15 protein-coding genes are annotated in these 21,731 nt (G+C 56.5%); 2 read left to right on the forward strand and 13 right to left on the reverse strand.

Going from position 1 to position 21,731, the window contains the following annotated elements; genetic code table 11:
• Window positions 1-10: 10 nt before the first annotated feature.
• The 6 genes from RUM_RS11130 to RUM_RS11155 all read right to left on the reverse strand — a co-directional run bounded on the left by RUM_RS11130 (window position 11) and on the right by RUM_RS11155 (window position 9,918).
• Window positions 11-883 (reverse strand): carbohydrate ABC transporter permease, encoded by an 873-nt coding sequence (locus RUM_RS11130; protein ID WP_015559193.1) that lies wholly within the window; start codon window positions 881-883, stop codon window positions 11-13.
• Between the two features lie 12 nt (window positions 884-895).
• Window positions 896-1,828 (reverse strand): carbohydrate ABC transporter permease, encoded by a 933-nt coding sequence (locus tag RUM_RS11135; protein ID WP_022357870.1) that lies wholly within the window; start codon window positions 1,826-1,828, stop codon window positions 896-898.
• Window positions 1,829-1,886: 58 nt separating this feature from the next.
• On the reverse strand, window positions 1,887-4,850 hold the full coding sequence (locus tag RUM_RS11140) for an extracellular solute-binding protein (protein WP_041326428.1): 2,964 nt from the start codon (window positions 4,848-4,850) through the stop codon (window positions 1,887-1,889).
• 369 nt (window positions 4,851-5,219) lie between these two features.
• Entirely contained in the window at window positions 5,220-6,890 is a 1,671-nt protein-coding gene (locus tag RUM_RS11145; RefSeq protein WP_049775550.1) for a peptide ABC transporter substrate-binding protein, read from the reverse strand.
• 137 nt (window positions 6,891-7,027) lie between these two features.
• Entirely contained in the window at window positions 7,028-7,534 is a 507-nt protein-coding gene (nrdG, locus tag RUM_RS11150; protein ID WP_015559194.1) for an anaerobic ribonucleoside-triphosphate reductase activating protein, read from the reverse strand.
• 59 nt (window positions 7,535-7,593) lie between these two features.
• Window positions 7,594-9,918, reverse strand: a complete 2,325-nt coding sequence (locus RUM_RS11155) for an anaerobic ribonucleoside triphosphate reductase (RefSeq protein WP_015559195.1) — start codon at window positions 9,916-9,918, stop codon at window positions 7,594-7,596.
• 431 nt (window positions 9,919-10,349) lie between these two features.
• Between RUM_RS11155 and RUM_RS11160 the strand changes: the two genes are divergently transcribed.
• Together RUM_RS11160 and mnmA are read left to right on the forward strand one after the other, a co-directional pair.
• Window positions 10,350-10,778, forward strand: coding sequence for an RrF2 family transcriptional regulator (locus RUM_RS11160; RefSeq protein ID WP_041326824.1), 429 nt, complete (start codon window positions 10,350-10,352; stop codon window positions 10,776-10,778).
• On the forward strand, window positions 10,775-11,854 hold the full coding sequence (gene mnmA / locus RUM_RS11165; protein WP_015559197.1) for a tRNA 2-thiouridine(34) synthase MnmA: 1,080 nt from the start codon (window positions 10,775-10,777) through the stop codon (window positions 11,852-11,854). The genes RUM_RS11160 and mnmA overlap by 4 nt, the downstream gene beginning before the upstream one ends.
• Before the next feature lie 66 nt (window positions 11,855-11,920).
• On the opposite strand, the gene RUM_RS11170 is transcribed toward mnmA, so the two are convergent.
• From RUM_RS11170 to mfd, 7 genes are all read right to left on the reverse strand, one after another.
• Window positions 11,921-12,175 (reverse strand): hypothetical protein, encoded by a 255-nt coding sequence (locus RUM_RS11170; protein ID WP_015559198.1) that lies wholly within the window; start codon window positions 12,173-12,175, stop codon window positions 11,921-11,923.
• Window positions 12,176-12,191: 16 nt separating this feature from the next.
• Window positions 12,192-13,145 carry a glycosyltransferase family 2 protein gene (locus tag RUM_RS11175; RefSeq protein ID WP_015559199.1) on the reverse strand — a complete coding sequence of 318 codons (954 nt, stop codon included), beginning with the start codon at window positions 13,143-13,145 and terminating at the stop codon, window positions 12,192-12,194.
• A gap of 16 nt (window positions 13,146-13,161) precedes the next feature.
• Entirely contained in the window at window positions 13,162-15,525 is a 2,364-nt protein-coding gene (locus RUM_RS11180) for a hypothetical protein (protein ID WP_041326429.1), read from the reverse strand.
• A gap of 140 nt (window positions 15,526-15,665) precedes the next feature.
• Window positions 15,666-16,517 (reverse strand): hypothetical protein, encoded by an 852-nt coding sequence (locus RUM_RS11185; RefSeq protein WP_015559200.1) that lies wholly within the window; start codon window positions 16,515-16,517, stop codon window positions 15,666-15,668.
• A gap of 75 nt (window positions 16,518-16,592) precedes the next feature.
• Window positions 16,593-17,342, reverse strand: a complete 750-nt coding sequence (locus tag RUM_RS11190; protein ID WP_015559201.1) for an NPXTG-anchored protein — start codon at window positions 17,340-17,342, stop codon at window positions 16,593-16,595.
• Window positions 17,343-17,377: 35 nt separating this feature from the next.
• Window positions 17,378-18,070, reverse strand: a complete 693-nt coding sequence (locus RUM_RS11195; RefSeq protein ID WP_015559202.1) for an NPXTG-anchored protein — start codon at window positions 18,068-18,070, stop codon at window positions 17,378-17,380.
• Between the two features lie 173 nt (window positions 18,071-18,243).
• Entirely contained in the window at window positions 18,244-21,714 is a 3,471-nt protein-coding gene (gene mfd / locus RUM_RS11200) for a transcription-repair coupling factor (RefSeq protein WP_015559203.1), read from the reverse strand.
• Window positions 21,715-21,731 lie beyond the last annotated feature (17 nt).

Here is a 21,731-nt window from a genome sequence, read left to right on the forward strand (position 1 = left end):
TCCTCCCCGCTTAGTCCTTGATACCGGAATGTGCCATTGTTTCAATGACATTCTTCTGCGCCAGCATGAAGAACACCACCGGCGGGATCAGCATGAATACCGCTGCCGCCATTGCCACGCCTGCACGGGCAAGACCGGCGGATGCCGCCTGCTGCACCACGGTGGGCAGTGTTTTCTTCGCTTCGTCATACACAAGACTGCCGCCCTGGATGTTCCAGGCACCCTGGAAGGCAAAAATGCTCATGGTCATCAGTGCCGGCTTCTGGTTGGGAATGACGATCCGCCAGCAGGTGGTGAACATATTGGCACCGTCCACCTTTGCCGCCTCGATCATAGCGTCCGGCACCTGACTCATGGACTGCCGCATCAGGAACAGACCCATTGCCGACGCAATGGAGGGCAGGATCAGTGCCCTGGTGGTGTTGATGAGGTTCAGCTCGGACATGACCATGTACTGCATGATGTAGATAACATTACTATTGTAGAGCAGGGAGATGACAATGATCTTGTTGATGATCCCATTGCCGGGGAATTTGCACTTTGCCAGCACGAAGGCTGCCATGGAGGCAACGATGCACTGTGCCACGGTGACAACCACCGTGACGAACACGCTGTTCCACACATACCGGGAGAAGGGCACCCACATCTGTCCCAGAACCCGGAACATATCCCGGAAGTTGTCCAGGGTGGGGTTCATGGGGTAAAACTTGGGCGGGAAGATAAACAGCTCCTCCACCGGCTTGATGGATGTGATGATCGCCAGGTAAATGGGAAATACCATAAAGAGACCCAGCACCGTCAGAAAGAGGAAAATGGCAATGCTGCCGCCGATCCTGCGTCCTGCCCGCTTGTTGGACGCTTTGAGCTTTGATGTATCGGTCATCGGTTTCCCTCCTTAATCCATGTACTTGCTCAACAGCTTGCTGATCAGCTTGTTGGCAAGGAACATGAAGATAAACAGCACCATACAGATTGCAGATGCATAGCCCATTTCGTAACGCACCCAGCCGTAGTCATAGGCATGGGTCATAATGGTGTGGGCGGCGTAGTCGGTACTGGGGAAGCCCACCAGATTCCGGGCTACGATGTCGGCGGTAAAGGAGCTGACGATCTGCATGACCGCAGCGAACATCAGCTGGGGCCCCATGGAAGGGATGGTAATGTAGATCAGTTCCTGCCACCGGTTCTTGATGCCCTCGATGGCGCCGGCTTCATACTGGGAACGGTCGATATTCTGGAAGCCTGCACGGAGCGCCAGGAATCCGGCACCCAGACTGATCCACAGTTGTACCACGATGACTACCCCCAGAATGTACTGGGAGTCGGTGAGCCACTGGACAGCGTAGGTGTTGATGCCCAGGTTGATGAGCACCGCATTGGCTATGCCGTAGGTATCACCACTGAAGATCAGCTGCCACACGGTGTACACATTTGCCATGGAGGGCGCATAGAAGATCAGGGTGAAAATGGTTTTCAGCCTGGGATGCAGCTCGTTGATGAGCCACGCCAGCAAAAAGCACAGCACATAGCTGATGGGGCCGGTGAACAGTGCGAACACCAGGGTGACACGGATGGATTTTACGAAGATCGCATCCGAAATGAACAGATTGTAGAAGTTGGACAGTCCCACCCACTTGGGGAACTGTACCATGTTAAAGTCGGTCATGCCCATGGGCAGGGACATGATGACCGGAATGATGGTGAATACCAGGAAGAACAGCATAAAGGGAAGCAGCATCAGATAGCATTCCTTGTTCTGCTTGATTTGCAGCCAGGTGTAATGCCGCTGCTCCTTTTTGCTTCTCCGCCCGATTGCGTCCTTATCCAAAAGTAACCCTCCTTTTTATAGGCAGGCGTTATGCAGCATTCCCCATGCTGCAAACGTCTTACTCAAGTCCCAGATTTTCACGCTTTCTGGTGATCTCGTCATTGATATCGTCGTTGTATTTCATCAGCGTATCTCTCGGATTCGCTTCCACGTTGTTGACGGTCTCACGGAATGCGTTCATGATATTCCGGGTCACCGCATAGGACGCAGGAATAATGGGAATCTCCACCAGCTCATCCCGCTGGGCGCTCAGCTTTGCAAGCTCCTCGGAGGACCAGGACAGCTGCTTGAGGGCTTCGGTGTTTGCCGCATCAAACCGTCCCATCTGACCCAGCAGACCCTCGATGTTCATGCCGTATGCCACCTGGGTCTCAGTGGAGGAGAACCAGCGGACAAACTTCCATGCGTTTTCCTTGTTTGCCACGCTGTTGAAGATGATGGCCGCACTGCCGGAGGAGTTGCTTGCGTGGGAAATGGTGCCGTCCTCATTCAGCGTGCCGGGCACGGTGGTGAAATCCCACAGACCCTTGATCTCCGGAGAAGCAACCTCCAACTGGTTGAAGAAGGTGTAGTTGGACACCACGATAGGATACAGACCGGTACGGAACCGGCTGAATGCGTCATAGGTCTGTTCAAACTCATACTTGGTGTAAAATTCCGTCCAGGTCTCAAAGGACTGCACCGCCCGGATGTCGTCAAAGGTGGTGCGGGTCTGGGCGTCATTATAATAGTTGAGTCCCTTTTGCAAGGTCAGCATTGCGTAAGTATGACCAGCCTCCGTTGCGGGGGATACATTTGCCGGCGGCAGGATCAGACCAACCCCCATGTAGTTCCGCTGGAGCGCCGGCAGCATGTCGATCAGCTCCTGCCAGGTCTGGGGCGGAGCAGTAAAGCCAAGCTCACTGAGAATGTCCTTCCGGTAGAACAGCATGGGCCAGTTCTGGGAAATGGGCAGACCGTAGGTGCCCCCTTCATACTGATACTGGACGGTGGCATACTTCTGGAACCAGCCTTCGGTTTCCTTGTAATCCGCAAACTGGGACATATCCACCAGCAGACCCCGTGCCGCCAGGTTCACCGGGAATTCGCCGCCGATGAACAGCGCCACATCCGGCTGCTTGTCTGCCAGAGCGGCTTCTACGATACCGCCCACAACCAGGTTCACGGAAACCGGGATGCCGGTCTTCTCCATAAAGTCGGATTCTGCCAACTGCTTGACAACCTGTGCCTGGTCACGGCCAAGCTGTACCCAGACGTTCAGCACCTCATCGGATTCCCCGTCAATGTCGGACAGGGTGGTGTAATCCTCCGTAAAGGAGCCGATGAACGCCTTCCAGTTGAATGCCAGCTGGGAGAAGAATTTCTCGTCCACAGAGCTGAACTGCTGATCCGCAGAAGCCAGCTCGATATAGTCAACCTCCAGGGGCTGATCCCGGTAATCCCGCATCCAGGCGGAAATGGCGGTGATATTGTCCTTGATCTGGGTCATGTAATCCGGAATGCGGATGGGCTTTTCCATACACTTTTCCAGGATCACCGTCATCCGGGTCAGGGCAGCCGCCTCGGAGCCCTCCGTGCCGGACAGGGATTCGATCTCCCGCTGCACGGTGGTGAGCCGATCATACAGATCCTGGAACTCATCCAGGATCTCCGGGATCTTCTTGTGCACGTTATAGTCCGTGTACTTATCCGGATCCGGCCCGGTGATCATCAGGATCTTCCGGTAGCAGGTGTTCAGATCCAGCACGATGGAATCCAGCCGCCGCATAGCGTCCCCGATCTCTCCGGGCACAACCTCCAGCGTCAGGGTATGTACCTGGTCAGCGGTCAGATATACATATATATAATCACCGCTTGCATCCTTGGGAGAGGTAACGCTCCAGTCCGTGTCGTAGTAGAACTTGATCTGGTTCAGTTCCTCATACTGCACCTTTCCGTCCACCAGCAGCCGCCGGTTGGAGTAGAAGCCCCGCATATCCTGCTGCCGGGCCTTGATGCCGATCTTGTACCAGCCATCCCCGGTGAGCTTGTTGGACTCCTTGTCGTTGATGTTCCAGGTAATGGTCTGCAACGCCTTTTTCCAGTTGCCGCTGCCAATGGTGTTGTACACCATCTTGGTAGGATTGGAGGGGGATGCCAGGTAGGAGGAATTGTCATAGGTGGGATACAGAGTGGAGTCGGACTTGTAGTCCGCCTGCTCACCCTCCAGCCGGATCATGGTAGGGGGGGTAGAGGACAGGGCAGAGGCATCCGGCTTGGAGTCCCCATAGGGGGCAGCCTGCTCCGGCTGGGAGAAGGCGATATACTCCAGGGCGATATTCGCCTTTACGCCGCTGAGGGTCAGAGTGTGGGTGCCTGCCTCCAGGTAGAAGATCAGCGGATCATTGAACAGACCATCCACATCCTGTAGGTAGGTGGACATCCAGGCACCGCTCTGGATCTGAGAGGGACGCACCTGGTTGCCCCGGCTGTCCACATAAATATCCTTTTCGTTGACCCACCGCTTGTTCAGGGTGATCCGGGAGGCAGTGTCATAGGGGGATTCCCCGTCAATGAGCATGGAAAGCTCAATGGTGGTGGCTGTGGTCTCGAGGGGGAAATAGGACATTTTTGCGCAATACACGCCGCTCTGGGCAACGGTGAATTTGTAGTTGACCTTCCCCTCGGAGCTGTCCCAGATCAGCACATTGTCCTTGGTGTCCCCCTCCGTGCCGTAGGAGCCAACTGAGAAATTGCCCCCCTCTGTGGAGTCATACTCTGCGCCGGGCATCATGATCTCCACGTCCGGCCGGCTGCTGCCGCTGTAAACGTCGTAATAGTCGCTGTAGGTATGCTGCTCAACGTACAGAGGGTTCTCGCCCTCTGTGGATTCCACCGTCAGCAGGGAGGTGTCCTCCGCCGCAGCCGACTTGTCCGCCGCTGCAAATGCTGAAAACGGAACCGCCGTCAGGGACAGCGCCGCCGCAAGAATGGCTGACAGCGCCCCAGCTGCCGCTTTTCTTTTCTTTCTTGTGTTTCTCACGTTTCTCCGCCTTTCTGTGCCTCCGGCAGGCTGTGGTCTGCCTGCCCACGAAAATCAGTCATCTCAGCGCAGCGCCCCGGAGCCAAGCCTGCCGCTCTGGGAGCACTGCGTTAATAAATATATTTTTCTTTTGCATCCAAGCTGTCCGATTTGCACAAGTGTACGAAATTATTATACCAACCGGCAAGCAATTTGTCAAGGTGTAGAAAAAAGGTTTTCTGCGCCATGGTATAATTGTGTAGGATGCAAAGAGGTTCTCCTCTGTCCCGGCTGTATATTAACAGATCACAGGACTGCCGGGAGATTAAATAAAAAGATACCAGCTTTATTTAAGGAATATATTGCTCTGCATTCGGATACATTTTGCAGCTATTCAAAATGCTTGGCATCCGCAAAGAACACCTGCCCGGTAAAGGGGTCAAATGCCAGATCCTCATTATCCGGCCGGAATACAAGATATTCCTGCTTGTAAAACAGAGGGATGAAACAAGCGTCCTCCAGCAGTAGCCGTTCCGCCGCCCGGTAATGCTCCAGTGTACCGCTGAGGTTTTCCACCCCGGCAGCCTCCTGTAGCTGCGCCTGCACATCCCGGAGGGTCTGCTCCGACATGCCCAGCATCCCCTGCTGCTCCAGTAGCTGCTGCAGCGCCCCTGCCGGGCTGTTGTAGTCACTGCCCGTGCCATACAGGGCGATGGCATACTCCCCGTCCTGCAGCCGCTGTGCATAGGTTTCCGGATCCACCGGGTCGATGCCGATGTAAAAGCCGAACAGATCGCTCCACCGGCGCACGATCTCATGGAGCGCCGCATAGTCCGTCAGCCCCGCCGGCACCAGGATCTGCGCACTTTCCAGGGAGGCAATGCCCAGCTCCTCCAGCGCCTGGGTGTACAGAACCGCCGCATCCTGCCCGGCAGGCTGAACGGATTGCTGGGATACCAGCTCCCGGTATTCCTTCCCCAGCATCCGCACAGCCGGGGGCACCAGGGCGGACGCCTCCGTGGTGTCCGCACCCAGCATGGCAGCATAGTCCGCCGACCGTGCGCCCAGGGACAGCGCCTTTCGCAAGGAGGCGTTCGAGTACTGGGAATGCCGGGGGTTGAAGATCAGCCCATAGGTAACGCTTTCGTAGGATAAAGTTGTATACTTGCCGCTGGCGGCGTAGCTGCTGTCCGCCGTAATCAGACAGTCGGTGAGGGAATCCCGGAAATTCTGCTCCGCCTTCTGGGCATCCTGGATGTAGAAGGTCAGATTGGAGGGATACACCTGCTTTGCCCGGCTGTTCAGGGCATTCCGCCGCATATAGATCTGGTTCTCCTTGCCGTAGGGATCGTAGAACCACATACGCAGGTAAAAGGCTCCGTTGGAGATCACCGAGTCCTCATCCAGCCCATAGCGTCCCTTGCAGCCGTAGAAAAAGCTGGGATTACAGGGCATGGCGGCAGTGGTGGCAAGCAGAGAAAGGAAGTTTGCATCCGGTCTGTCCAGGGTGAACACCACCGTGTAGGTGTCCGATGCGTCCACTCCGATCTGGGTGCAGTCCAACTCTCCATCCATGATCCTCTGCCCGTTTTTCAGGGCGGCAAACCGCTCCCGGTAGGGGGAGTCGGTCCGGGGATCAAACAGCCGCTGAAAGGCATACACAAAATCTGCGGCAGTCACTGGAGCGGCATGCTTCGCCGCATCCTCACTGTCCGTCCGGGTGGCCTCCTGCCGGGCATCCCCCAGGGAGTACCAGTAGTTATCCTTCCGCATGTGGACGGTGTAGGTACAGCCGTCCGGGGAGATCTCATAGGATTCCGCCACATCCGGAACAACGTTCCCCGTGTCATCCATCCGGAACAGACCGGAAAACAGATTCCCGATCACCGTCAGAGAGGCTTCATCCGTGGCAAGCTGGGGATCCAGGCTTTGCGGATTTGCGTCCAGCGTGTAGCTGAACAAATAGCCGGCACCGGTGCCCCTGTCCTTTTCACAGCCCCCCAGCATCGGGGCTGTCGCCAGCAGCAGACAAAGGAACCCTGCCGTAATTCTCTGGTTCAATGCTTCCCATCACCATCCATTTCTCCTTTTTGCAAAAGGGCACAAAAAAGGAGCGTTATACGCTCCTCCATTATAGCATATTTTACGTCCCATAGCAAGAGCCGGAAACTGTGCAAAAAGCGCCAATCACTGTGCAATTAAAGCGATTCCAACACAACCGTGCTGCCGGATTCCAGACTTTTCTGTACATCAATGAACCGTTGGTTGGAGCTGCCCTTGAAATGCAGCTCATAGCTTTTCTTGTCCTGCTCAAATCTGCCGTCCACCAGATAATCCGTCACCTCCAGCAGTGCCCGATATCCGTTTTCCTGGTTGGCATCCTCCAGCAGCTTTTCATAGGTAAAGCCGGTGTAGGTAATGATATTCAACCCCCGCTGCCGCAGCTTCGCCCCAAGCTCCGCCAGAACTGATGCCTGACAGAAGGGCTCGCCGCCGCTGAAGGTGACTCCGTCCAGCAGGGGGTTGGCGTCGATCCGTGCCAGTAGCTGGGCGCAGTCCGTGTCCGTGCCGCCTGCAAAATCATGGGTCTGGGGATTGTGGCAGCCGGGGCAGTGGTGGGGACAGCCCTGGACAAAAATGGTGAAGCGGATGCCGGGGCCGTCTACGATGGAGTCGTTTTCCGTGCCTGCAAGTCTCAGTGTCATATGATCCTCCTATAAAAGCAGCACCCCACAGAGCCTGTAGGGTACTGTCCTTCTATGCATCAAACGCTGTGCTTTACCCGATCCCGTTCTTCCGCACGCTTTGCGTTGTTGAACCGATCCACCGTGCCTACCAGATAGCCGGTGATACGGCGGATCCGCTCAAAGCCCACGCCGTCCTCCTCGTTTCTGCCGCACTTGGGGCAGGTGTCTCCGATGATGCCGGTATAGCCGCAGCAGGGATCATGATCCACCGGGTGGTTGATGGCACCGTAGCCGATGCCTGCTTCCTTCATGTAGCGAACCACCTTTTCAAACGCAGGCAGGTTCTCCACCGGATCTCCGTTCAGCTCGATATAGCTGATGTGTCCAGCATTGGTCAGTGCGTGGTAGGGTGCCTCGATGCGGATCTTGTCCACTGCGCTGATGGGGTAATACACGGGCACATGGAAGCTGTTGGTGTAGTACTCCCGATCCGTCACGCCGGGGATGATACCGAAGCGCTTTGCATCCATCCGGACAAATCTGCCGGACAGCCCCTCCGCCGGAGTCGCCAGCAAAGAGAAGTTCAGACCGGTGCGCTTGCTTTCCTCATCCAACCGGTTCCGCATAGCGGTAACGATCTCCAGGCCAAGCTCTCTTGCCTCCTCGCTTTCCCCGTGATGCTTGCCGATCAGCGCCTTCAGGGTCTCCGCCAGACCGATGAAGCCAACGGACAAAGTGCCGTGCTTGAGCACCTCTCCCACTTCATCATCCGGCCCCAGCTTTTCGGAGTCGATCCATACCCCCTGTCCCATCAGGAAGGGGTAGTTGCGGACTTTTTTCTGGGACTGGATCTTGAACCGGTGCATCAACTGGTTGATGGCAAGATCCATCATTTCATCCAGAGAATCAAAGAATGCACCCACGTTGTGATCCGCCTTGATGGCAAGCCGGGGCAGGTTGATGGAGGTGAAGCTCAGATTGCCTCTGCCGCTGACGATCTCCCGCTCCGGATCGTATACATTGCCGATGACACGGGTGCGGCAGCCCATGTAGGCAACCTCCGTGTTGTAATCCCCGGGCTTGTAGTACTGGAGGTTAAAGGGCGCATCGATGAAGGAGAAGTTGGGGAACAGCCGCTTTGCGGATACCCGGCACGCCAGCTTCAGCAGGTCGTAGTTGGGATCCTCCGGGTTGTAGTTGATGCCCTCCTTCACCTTGAAGATGTGAATGGGGAAAATGGGGGTCTCCCCGTTGCCCAGGCCAGCCTCGTTGGCAAGCAGTACGTTCTCAATAACCATTCTGCCCTCGGGGGAGGTATCGGTGCCGTAGTTGATGGAGCTGAAGGGGGTCTGGGCGCCGGCACGGCTGTTCATGGTGTTCAGATTGTGGATCAGTGCCTCCATCGCCTGGTAGGTGGCACGGTTGGTTTCCTTATAGGCTGCCTTGACCGCAAAATCCTGGATCTTCTTTGCCAGCGCCTCACTGCCGCAGATCTCCGTCAGCCCGGGCAGTTCTGCCTCCCGGTAGCCGTTGTTGTCCGCCAGGATCGGGGTCAGTCCCTGCTCCTGCTGTACCTGGGCAGCCAGCCGCTCGGACAGCTTGTCGCACTCGTTCAGCTCCAGTCCGCATTCCATTGCCAGGCAGCGGGCAATGTTCTGGGCATATCTTGCACGATAGGTTTTCTTCACGCCCTCCGCCATTGCATAGTCAAAGTTGGGTACACTCTGTCCCCCGTGCTGATCGTTCTGGTTGGACTGGATGGCGATGCACGCCAGAGCGGAATAGCTGGCAATGTCATTTGGCTCCCGCAGGTAGCCATGACCGGTGGAAAAACCATCCTTGAACAGCTTGATCAGATCGATCTGACAGCAGGTAGTAGTCAGAGTCAGGAAGTCCAGGTCATGAATGTGGATATCCCCGTTGATGTGCGCCTTCGCCTCCTGGGGCTCCAGCACATACATTTCGTAAAACTCCTTGGCGGAAACGGAGCCGTACTTGAGCATGGTGCCCATGGCAGTGTCCCCGTCAATGTTTGCATTCTCCCGCTTGATGTCGCTGTCCTTTGCCGGGTTGAAGGTCAGCTCGTTCAGAACCGTCATCAGATTGGTTTTCATTTCCCGGGAACGGGTACGTTCATACCGGTACAAAATGTACGCCTTTGCGGTAGCGGCATGCCCCTCCTCGATCAGGGTCTTCTCCACCAGATCCTGCACCTGTTCCACGGTGGGAACCTGTCCCGGGTACTTCTCCTCCACCAGGGCGCATACCCGAGCAGCAATCTGCATGGCTTCCTCAAAGTTGGTGCCGCCTACCGACTGGGCCGCCCGGAAAATCGCATTTGCGATCTTTTCCATGTTGAACGGAACCTTTCTTCCGTCTCGCTTGATAATGTGAATCAGCATATTCTTCCCCTCCGACATATATTCACTAAACCACAAGATATTGTGGTTTAGAACTGTGCTGTTATCTAGTATATCGGATTTTCATGGGATTGTCAAGCCGCCAAATCCAAAACATTGCACAAAAATGCTCGCCCACTTTCGTATACAATGCCATGGTTTTTTTCGTAAAACCCCACAAACGCCGGTGCTATGCGGTTTTTCGAGGAAAAGCATCCTTTTTCGGTTCAAAACACAACATCTTGTGGTCGGTTCTTGTCATACTTCTGACGATCTTCTCCCAAAGGACGGTCTGAACAGGATTTGCGGCATCCGGCGAACAAATTTTCTTGTGTTCATTGACAGCCGCTGGATTTCACGGTATAATGGTAGGGAATCAGGCGGTGTCTGCGGAGTCTCCGCACAAATCCAAAGCCGCCGGAACAGGTGATCGGATGAAAATTTCCACAAAGGGACGGTATGCCCTGCGGCTCATGTATGAGCTTGCCTGCCACGCAGACGAGGGGTATCTGAATATCCGTGCCATCGCCCAGCGGCAGCAGATCTCGGAAAAATACCTGGAGCAGATCATAGCCATGCTGAGCCGGGGCGGCTGCGTGATCAGCTCCCGGGGCGCCCAGGGAGGCTACCGGCTGGCAAAGCCCCCGGAGGCATACACCGTGGGCATGATCCTGCGGCTGACAGAGGGGTGCCTGGCACCGGTGCCCTGCATGCAGGAGGGCTGCGCCCCCTGTGAACGGGCAGAGTGCTGCCCCACCCAGTTCGTGTGGGAGGCACTGGACAACGCCATCAGTGGGGTCATTGACCGGATCACCCTGGCGGATATTGTGGCACATGCACGAGGGGAGGCACAGCAGCAATGAAAAAGGTCATGATCGGCATGAGCGGCGGCGTGGACAGCTCCGTTGCCGCCCTGCGGCTCCAGCAGGAGGGATACGACGTAACAGGCGTGACCCTGAAGCTGTTCGGGGACGAGGATATCATCCAGGCGCCGGATGCCACCCGTACCTGCTGCGCCCTCCGGGACGTGGAGGATGCCCGGAGCGTTGCCTACCGGCTGGGCTTTGAGCATCTGGTATTCAACTTCAAGGACGCTTTCCGCAGTCATGTAATGCAGCCCTTCTGTGACAGCTACCTGCGAGGGGAGACCCCCAACCCCTGCATCGACTGCAACCGGCATATTAAATTTGACGCCATGCTCCGCCGGGCGGAGGCACTGGGATATGACTATATTGCCACGGGGCACTATGCGGTACGGCGGCAGGATCCGGCAACGGGACGGTATCTGCTGTGCCGCCCCAAAGACCGGAGCAAGGATCAGACCTATGTGCTGTACAATCTGACCCAGCATCAGCTTGCCCACACCCTGTTCCCTCTGGGGGATCTGGAAAAGGCGCAGGTGCGGCAGATGGCGGAGGCGGCAGGGCTGGTAAACTCCCACAAGCCGGACAGCCAGGACATCTGCTTTGTGCCGGATGGGGATTATGCCGGGTACATCCGCCATGCCACGGGGGCGGAGATCCAGCCCGGAGACTTTCTGGATACAACCGGCAACCCCATCGGCAGGCACCGGGGGCTGATCCACTACACCATCGGACAGCGAAAGGGACTGGGACTGTCCCTGGGGCGGCCTGCCTATGTGGTGGGGAAGGATGCAGCATCCAACACGGTGACCATCGGGGCGGAATCCGATCTGTACACGGACAGCTTTACGGTGCGGGAGCTGAACTGGATCTCCATTCCGGCATTGACCGCTCCCATGCAGGTGACGGTCAAGACCCGGTACAGCCAGACGGAGGTGCCCTGCCGGATCGAGCCGATGGAGGATGGCACCTGCCGGGCAGTTTTTGAAGCGCCCCAGCGTGCGGTCACTGCCGGACAGTCCGCCGTGTTCTACGATGGGGATACAGTGGTCGGCGGCGGCATCATCCGCAGATAATATATCATACAAGCAGCCCGGAGACGGTCAGATCAAACCGCCTCCGGGCTTATTTTGTCAGCAGCATCAGACTGCATTGGTCATAGTGGAAGTGAGCTCACAGCCGAACACATAGATGACGTATTCATATGCTCCGCTGATCGGGTGTGCATATGCGTCAAACGAATACCCCAATCCGGAAAAATGTGTTTCCTCTTGATGCTGCACACAGAACACGGGGGAACGGTGCAGGCAGGAAACCGCAAAGCAATCCAGAGCAAACGCTCCCAGCCATAGCAGCAGCGCAAGCCCGGCGATTCGGATGATTCTCTTGCGGATCATGTGCCCCCCCTTTCGGTCATTCATCCCGGTGGAGATAGGTTTCCACGATGTATTTGGGTCGGTGCTTGGTTTCCAGATAGATCTTGCCGATGTACTCCCCTACCACGCCGATGGCAAGGAGCTGCAAGCCGCCGATCGCCCAGACGGATACCGCAAGGGAAGTCCAGCCCGGAATGGTAGCGCCCATAAAGTACCGCACCAGACTGTAGATCAGCATCAGCAGACTGATAACAAAGATCACAAAGCCGGTGGAAGTAATGAAGCGGATGGGCTTGACGGACAGGGAGGTGATGCCCTCCATGGCGAAGGCAAGCATCTTCTTCAAGGGGTACTTGGACTCCCCGGCGAACCGCTCCGCACGCTCGTAGTACACCTTATCCGTCTTGTAGCCGATCATGGGTACAACCCCCCGCAGGAACAGGTTCACTTCCCCGAAGGATTCCAGATTCTGCAATGCCCGGCGGCTCATGAGCCGGTAATCCGCATGGTTGTAGACGATGTCCACCCCCATCATGGCAAGGAGCTTGTAATAGCCCTGGGCGGTAAATTTCTTGAAGAAGGTATCGGTTTTCCGCTCGCTGCGCACCCCGTACACAATATCGCAGCCTCCGTCAAACTTTTCGATCATCTCATCCACGGCGTTGATGTCATCCTGCAGGTCAGCGTCCATGGAAATGGCTGCGTCGCAGTGATCCTTGGCAGTCATCAGCCCTGCCAGCAGCGCATTCTGATGCCCCTTGTTCCGGGACAGCTTCACCCCCTGGAACAGGGTATCCCCTGCCACCAGCTCCTCAATGATCTCCCAGGTACGATCCTTGGAGCCGTCATTGACGAACATGACCCGGCTCAAGGGGGAGATCTTCCCCGCCTGCATCAGACTGTGCATCTTCTCCGCCAGACGGCTGGAGGTTTCGTGCAGCACAGCCTCCTCGTTATAGCATGGAACAACGATGTAAATAATACTACTCATGGTATCCTCTCTTTCGTCAGAAAATGGTGAACAGCTCCGCCAGGTTGTGGAATACCCCGAAATGATCCAGGGCAACCCAGGAGGGGAACTTGAAGGTGTATACATGGGCAAAATTCAGCACCAGAGCTGCCGGCACGGCAACCCCCATACAGAGCCGGGCAACCTTTCTCCAGGTCTCATTCTTGGTGTGCCGGTACAGGTAAAATCCGATGGACAGAGCGCCGATCAGAATGGGCCAGGAGAAATCCGCCGTGTAGCGGATGGCATAGCCGCTTTCCCAGATGGAACAGATGATGACCAGGGGCATGAGCACACAGGTCAGACCGATGATGACGCTCCAGCGGATCCGGTCACGCCTGTTCAGCCGCTTCAGCGCCTTCCCTGCCAGCAGGTAGCACAGCACCGGCAGCGCCAGCCAGATGATGCCGGCGGTATTCCCCGTGTCGTGGAAGTAGTAGCCGTTGATGTTCAAGGTGGTGAATTCCGTAAAGAAGAAGGGGAAAGTCCAGGTGAACTTAGGCACAGCCAGCAGATAGTTGTACAGACCGATGAACACAAAGCCCATATGGAACTGGGAACGGGTAAAGTCATTGATGGTCAGAGAGTACTGGATGCCGAAATCCAGGGGGGAGTCAAACCGGGCATAGTTGTACCACAGCTGCACCCCAGCCAGCAGAAGCATGGGCACTGCGCCCCATGCCAGATAGGCGATCCGCTTGGCATTCTGCTTGCCGGCAGCCAGTTGTACCCCGGGGTGTTTGCCTGCTCTAGGCAGCGCCAGCAGGATCATCACCACGGCGGCAATGCAGTACACCGCCAACGTAGGGCGGCACAGCACTGCCAGTGCCAGGAAGAAGGATGCAAGCCCCAGCTTCGGACAGGAGATCCTGCCCCGGCTGAGAATATTGGAGGTCATCAGGAAATATGCACCCACCGCCACGCATGCAAAGCCGGAGGCAATGGAAATCTCATAGAACAGGGTGCGTGCCACCACATACCAGATGCCGCTGGACGCCTGCATGACGATCAGTCCCCCCAGCGCCATGCCACAGGGCAGGGTACGCTGGAACCGGCGCAGGTATGCCAGATAGGTCAGGGTCAGGAACACTACCCCGATGAGGCCGTACAGCAATACAGCAAACTGGGTGGGGAAATAATGCCCCGTCAGCAGGTGGTAGGGCAGGAACAGGGTCACCACCGGCGCAATGCCGTAGTAGGAGTAGTACTTGCCGTTGTAGAATACATGATCCCACTGGGCATTCACATTGTCCGCCGACCGGGCGCTCCAGTCATAGGGGTTTTCCATTGCAAGCAGCCCCGGATCCACCGGAGTCTCCAGGCTCACCTGTCCGGCTTCAAAGGCATCCACCAGCTCCCGGGTGATCTGGTTGCCGGATTCTCGCTCGAAGATCTCCTTGATGGGGCGGCTGGTATCCGCCCACACCAGGCTCACGCATCCAAGGCAGCACACAGCGGTCACCACTGCTGCGGATGCCCGTACAAACAGCTTCTCCTGGTGACAGGGTCTGCGCAGCAGGGTACTGTGAACGATGCCGTACCCCAGCAGGATCAGAGTCAGGAATACCCCCATGCGCAGCAGGGAAAACCGGAAGGGAATATCCCGGTTGATGATAATGTTCCGCACGGTAATGGAGTCGTTATCCTCCGGCAGGGTGAATTTCACCCGGAAGGTGCCCACCTTTCCGGACAGCTCACAGGTGGTAAAGTGGGAACGGGGCGTATCCTTCAGCAGCTGCATGTTCACCGTATTGTACCGGTACTCCCGGTGGGTTTCGTCGGTAATATCCACGATCACGCTGGCGGATTTGGTGTGATTCGCCAGGGACGCATCCACTGTCAGAGTACCCACCGGCTGATCCAGATTCTGATAGGTGAGCAGCACCTCGCCCTTCCCCCGGATGGTAAGCTGATCCTGTCCGGCGTCATACACAAAGTCCCCGTTTTCGATGGTCACATCCGTCAGGGACAGCCGCCGTTCCGTGTAATCCCCCATCCACAGGTGAAAGGAATTGAAGTTGAACACCAGCAGCTCCACCGCCGCCAGCACGGCAATGGTGCGGGCAGCAAACCGGAGCATCCGGCAGGTGGATGCAGATTTGCTGCGGATCCAACGGACGGTCAGTGAAATCAGCAGAATGCAGGCGCAGACCGCCGCCAGGAAAAGAAAATAGCCATCCAGCCCCCGGTTGCCCAGAATATGTACCTTGCCCAGCAGCCCCTGTAAAAGCAGGTAGCCGTTTATCCCGTAGGCAACCTTCCCCAGCCGGCTCGCCCACTTCTTCTCCGCCATTCTGCCAAAAGCCACGCTCAGCGCAAAGCCGGCAGCAAGCAGTCCGATGGCGAACAGAACATATGTCAATGTGATCCTTCTCCCCTCTTTGATACCGATTATAAACTTTTTTCATTATAGCATAAAGCTGTCCCGAAATCAACTGGTTTTGTATGAACAGTAAAAAAGCCGGCACAAAGTTGTACCGGCTTTTGGTATGCGGAGAGAATTTATTCAGCCTTGCTGGAATCAGTCCCTGCATCGTCCCCGGAGGGCTTGTATGCCAGGGGGATGGACTTGCCGTCCTCATCGTAGAAGGTGATGTTGTCGATGTACAGGTCAGCCTGGTTGGGGATACCCCAGCGCATCAGAACCAGCGTTGCACCGTCATAACCAGCCTCATAGCGATTTGCATCCAGCAGGATGTTTGCCTCAACATGGGAATAACCCCAGTTGTTCTCCCACTCAGCAAAGGAGAATTCTGTCAGGTTTGCCCAGGTATTCTGGAGCAGACCGCCGTCCGCATCGGTTTTCTTTTCTGCTGCCAGGTTGCCGCCCAGAGCACCCATCACGTTGCCGGGCACCAGCATCTCAGAGCCGTCATCGCCGGTGAACATACCAACAGCCACGCCGGTGATGTCGCAGGAAATGGACTTGATCTTGTTCAGATTCTCTGCGCCTACCAGCTCTGCCAGGTTGAATACCACCTTCGGAACCTTGTAGGTACCGTTGTCGTCCTTATCCAGAACCTGGATTCGCAACTGCTTGGTGCCATTGAACTCCTCGATGGTCAGCTTGGTAGCAGATTCATCGTTCTCGTAGTTCTTTTCAGCCATGGAATGTGCCGTGTACAGATCCCCATCCTCAAAGGTGATGGCATTCTCGTCCACGGTGGGAGTGGGAGCCGGACGCTCTGTGGAGGGCGCCTCGGTGGGAGCCTCCGTTGTAGCTGCTTCTGTGGTTGCAGCCTCAGTGGTTGCAGCCTCAGTTGCCGCCTGGGAGGAGGAATCCTTATTGTCGCCGCAGCCGGTAACAGCCGCCAGCATGCTGCACGCCAGGAGCAGCGCCGCTAATTTCTTCATGAATAATCTTCCTTTCTGAAAACGAAAGCCCTCTGTTCAGAGAGGGCTTTCAGTCAATGTACCGATTAAAGGGAATCAGTTTCTCTTCTTGCTCACGAATGCAGCCGCACCCGCAATGGTCAGACCAGCCAGAGCCAGACCCACGCCTGCATCACCAGTCTTTGCGGCATCCTTCTTGGTGTCGTCCTTCTTGGTGTTGTCAGTCTTGGTATTATCCTTCTTGGTATTGTCAGTCTTGGTGTTATCCTGCTTGGTATCATCCTGCTTGGTGTCGTCACCCTTGGAATCATCCTTGTCAGCGTCCTGATCCAGACCGGAAACGGTGAAGGAAACGGAAATGGACTCGGCAATGTTGGTCTTTGCCGGTACATCGTAAATGTTTACCTTCTGTCCCCACTCGTTCATCAGATTGACACGGATGGTGGAACCGTCATCGTCAACGGTGAAAGCCCCATCGCTCATCTTGTAGGAGATGGGTGCGCCGTCAACGGACACGGAATCGATCACGATCTTTGCAGAGGATTCGTCCAGCAGCTTTTCAGCAGTCACATCCTCCGGTGCGTAATCATACAGGTTGATATCTGTCTTCAGAATCAGGCAGGATACACTGTCGGAACCCTGATCCAACTTCCAGTTTACGGTGTAAGAGCCGTTGCCGGTGATGGAAGCCACCTCTGCATCAGCCTTTTCCCAGATCTGGTTGCCGCCGATGGTGCCTACCAGCCATGCGCTGTAGGTATCAGCCTTCTCGGCGGACACGCTCATGCCTGCGCATGCTGCAAATGCAATAGCACAGGACATCGCTGCGGTTACAAACTTCTTCATGTTAAAAACACTCCCTGTTTATGCGGTTCTTTCTCTTACTTTCTCTTCTTGGTTACGAATGCAGCTGCACCGGCAATGGTCAGACCAGCCAGAGCCAGACCTACACCAGCGTCGCCGGTCTTGGCAGCGTCCTTCTTGGTGTCGTCCTTCTTGGTGTTGTCGGTCTTAGCGTCATCCTTCTTGGTATCGTCCTTCTTAGTGTCGTCCTTCTTGGTATCGTCCTTCTTGGTGTCATCAGTCTTGGTGTCGTCACCCTTGGAATCATCGGCACCCTTCTTTGCCAGAGGCTTGCCGTCCTTGCCCAGAACAGTAATGTTCTCAAAGGTCACCTCTGCGCCCCACCAGTTCTGTACCCAGATCTGAGCGTAGGTATCGCTTGCTGCGAAGATCGGATTCTCAGAAGTGTAGGTGAAATCGCCGTTTGCATCCAGGATCAGAGCCTTGTCGGAGCCCTCGTTGCCGTACTCAATGCTCTTCCAGCCGGTGGACTCACTGTTGAAGCCAACACCGCCGCCGCAGCCCTTACCGCCGTCAGTCCAGGTCAGGTCGAAGGTTACGCCGTAAATAGCGGTTACATCGTAATCAGCCATAACGTCCACGCTGTAGAACTTCTTGCCGTCATCGCCAATGGTGTTGCCGTTTGTTACTTCAGCAAATGCGCTGATTGCCATTGCGGAAGCTGCCAGTGCGCAAACGGAAACGCTTGCCAGAATTTTTGAAATCTTCATAACTATCTCCTCCATTATCCGTGCATATATGATTCTGCACTTTAATGTCCTTATTATAACACCCTGTATTATCGGCTGTCTACGTTCATTTTCAATAAAAAAACGTTTTTTTCTTTGTTCAAAAACTACAATTCCTTTAATTTAAGCGATAATTTTACTTATATAAAGGAATCTCAGTTTTCCGGGGTCTGCGGGGGCTTTGCATCCCACATGGCAAACAGCACATCTTCCATTAGCTTCATGGTTTTTTCTCCCTTGGCTGCCTTCACACCGATATAGGGCTTTGCCAGACTGTTGAATTCGATCCGCCCCTTGTATGCCGCAGCCAGTGCCGTGATCTGCTCCGGCTCCGGATGCTCCACATAAAACAGCAGCATGCCCCGCTTCTGCTTGATCTCCGTAATGCCCAGCTGCGCCGCCGTATTCCGCAGCAGCGCCGTATCCACCAGTCCCACAATAGAATCCGGAGGATCTCCGTACCGGTCGATCAGCTCGTCCAGCATATCCTCCTTCTCCAGTTTGGTGGACACGGCGGCGATCCGCCGGTAGATCTCCAGCCGCTGGGTCAGGCTTTCAATATACGTCTCCGGGATATGGGCGTCGATCTGGATATCCACCGTACACTCCGCCGCCTTCTTGATGGGCTCACCCTTTGCCTCTGCAATGGCTTCATTCAGCAGCCGGATATACATATCATACCCCACTGCCTCCATATTGCCGTGCTGCTTGCCGCTGAGAATGCTGCCGGCGCCCCGGATCTCCAGATCCCGTAAAGCAATGCGGAAACCGCTGCCGAACTGGGTGAATTCCCGCATGGCATTGAGCCGCTTGGTGGCAACCTCCGTCAGCACTTTTTCCCGGCGGAAGGTGAAGTAGGCATAGGCACGCCGGTTGGAGCGTCCCACTCTGCCCCGTAGCTGATACAACTGGGACAGTCCCAGTCGATCCGCATCCTCTATAATAAGCGTGTTTACGTTGGGCACGTCCACACCGGTCTCAATGATGGTGGTACACACCAGGATGTCGATCTCGTGATCCACCAGCTGCCGCCAGATATCGCTCATGGCTTCTTCGGTCATCTGCCCGTGGGCGTAGGCGATCCGGGCATCCGGCAGCAATCTCTGGAGCCGGTCAGCGCATGCGGCAATGGTTTCCACCCGGTTGTGCAGATAGTACGCCTGCCCGCCCCGCTTCAGCTCCCGGGACAATGCCTGCGCCACCACCCCATCCGAGTATTCCACCACATAGCTTTGCACCGGGTAGCGATCCTGGGGCGGCTCCTCAATGACGGACATATCCCGGATGCCGCTCATTGCCATATTCAGGGTTCTGGGAATGGGGGTTGCGGACAGGGTCAGCACATCCACCCCCGCAAAGCTCTCCTTGAACTTTTCCTTGTGGGCAACCCCGAACCGCTGCTCCTCGTCAATGATGGCAAGGCCCAGATCCTTGAAGATCACGTCCTTCTGGATGAGCCGATGGGTGCCGATGAGGATATCGATCCTGCCGGTGGACAGCTTCCGCAGGATCTCCGCCTGCTGCTTGGGATTTCTTGCCCGGGACAGCAGCTCCACATTCACGGGCATCTGCTCGAACCGGCGCAGGGCAGTCTGGTAATGCTGCCGGGCAAGCACGGTGGTGGGCACCAGGATGGCGCATTGCTTGCCGGACAGGACGCATTTGAGCGCCGCCCGCATGGCAACCTCCGTCTTGCCGAAGCCCACGTCGCCGCACAGGAGCCGATCCATGGGATGGGGCTTCTGCATATCCGCCTTGATGTCCGCAATGCATTGCAGCTGATCGTCGGTTTCCACATAGGGGAACCGTTCCTCAAATTCCGCCTGGATCTCGTCATCCGGCAGGAAGGCAAAGCCCTCCGCCTTTTCCCGCTTGGCATACAGGGCGATCAGCTCATCCGCCATATCCTTGGCGGCACGCTTCACATTGTTCCGGGTCTTCTGCCACTCTACGGAGGACAGCTTGTGGAGCTTTACATGGTCATCGTCCCGGGTGCCGATGTACCGGGACACCATATCCAACTGGGTGACGGGCACATACAGCACGTCCTTGCCCGCATACTGGATGGTAATATAGTCCTTGGTGACCCCCTCCAGCTCCAGCTTCCGGATCCCCACAAAGCGCCCGATGCCGTGGAGCGCATGCACCACCAGATCCCCGGCGGTAATATCCGACAGGGCACGGATCTCCTCGCCCTTTTTGTGCTTTTTCGCCTTTTTCCGGGCATGCATGGTCTTTGCCTGGGTAATGAGAGCGGTTTTATTCTCCGGATAGGCAAAGCCACCGGTAAGGCTGCCGATCATCAGCAGCACCCGTCCCGGCTGACACACGCTGTCCGGGGCGGCGATGTCGCAGGGAATGCCGCTGTCCCGCAGGTCATTGCACAGAATGCCGATGGTCTTTTCCGAGCCTGCCACCAGCATAGTCCGGTAGCCCTGCTTGCAGTACAGGGAAAGATCCTCCGTCAGCTGCCGGATCTCGCCGCCCCAGGGAGCGGTCTGCATGGCTTCGATGTTCAGCAGCTCCCGGTAGGGGATCCGGTCGCCCCCCTGCAAAAAGGTATCCAGATACACGCAGACCCGCTCCGTCAGCATCTCCTGCATCCGGGGCACCTCCGTCAGGTACCCCTCCAGTCCCTTGCACAGGGTGCCGGCTTCCAGCAGCATCCGATGATCCTCCATATACTGGGTCTGCGCACCACGCATCCGCTCCTGCACCGCCATATGCTCGCTGAGCCACACCGTGCCGGGAATGTAATCCAACAGGGTCACGGTTCCGGGATACAGCAGGGGCAGGTACTTGTCGATGTCCGTCAGCATTTCGCCCCCCCGGAGCCGCTCTGCGTCCCGGTTCAGCCATATCCGCAGCTCCGGCGCACGCTTGCCCCGGAGGGACTTCGCCAGGGCTTCGATCTTCTCCGCCAACAGCTCCGGCTGGGGCACCAGGGTCTCCTGGGCAGGCGGAATGGTGACCTGTTCCTGCTGATCCACCCGGCGCTGGGATGCCACCTCAAAGGGAGCGATGCTGTCCAGGGTATCCCCCCAGAACTCCAGCCGCAGGGGCATGGCAGCCTGCACCGGGAATACATCCAGCAAAGCGCCCCGGACGGAAAACTGGGAGGGGCCCTCCACCTTTTCACACCGGACATAGCCACAGCCGGTCAGCTGCTTTGCCAGGGTGCCGATGTCGTAGTCCTCCCCGGCGTGGAGGGTGATGGTACACTGCTCCAGCAGCTCCGGCGGCAGGGTGGGCTGCAGCAGTGCCTCGCCGGATGCGATCAGCAGGGCGCATTGTCCCGTCTGCACCGCAGAAAGCGCCGCCAGCCGCATATGCTCGTAGCTTCTGGACAGCCCCTCCACCGGGGTCAGCGCCATTTCCTTGGAGGGAAAGGGCAAAGCCCGGTTCTCCCCCAGCATCAGATTGATGTCGTCGCACAGCCGCCGGGCGGAGGCGTCATCCTCCGTTACAACAAGACCGGGCGTATCACACGCCAGGGCGGCAAGCAGCTGCGCCTTGTGGATGTGGGATACGCCGGAAAAAGATATGGGGGAAACGCCCCGGTTCAAGTACTTTTGCAGTTCCTGCACCGCAGACAGTTCCAATATAGTATCCTTGAAAAATTGCATGGGGTCTCCTTTAATCA

This window comes from Ruminococcus champanellensis 18P13 = JCM 17042, assembly GCF_000210095.1.
Lineage (GTDB): Bacteria > Bacillota > Clostridia > Oscillospirales > Ruminococcaceae > Ruminococcus_F > Ruminococcus_F champanellensis.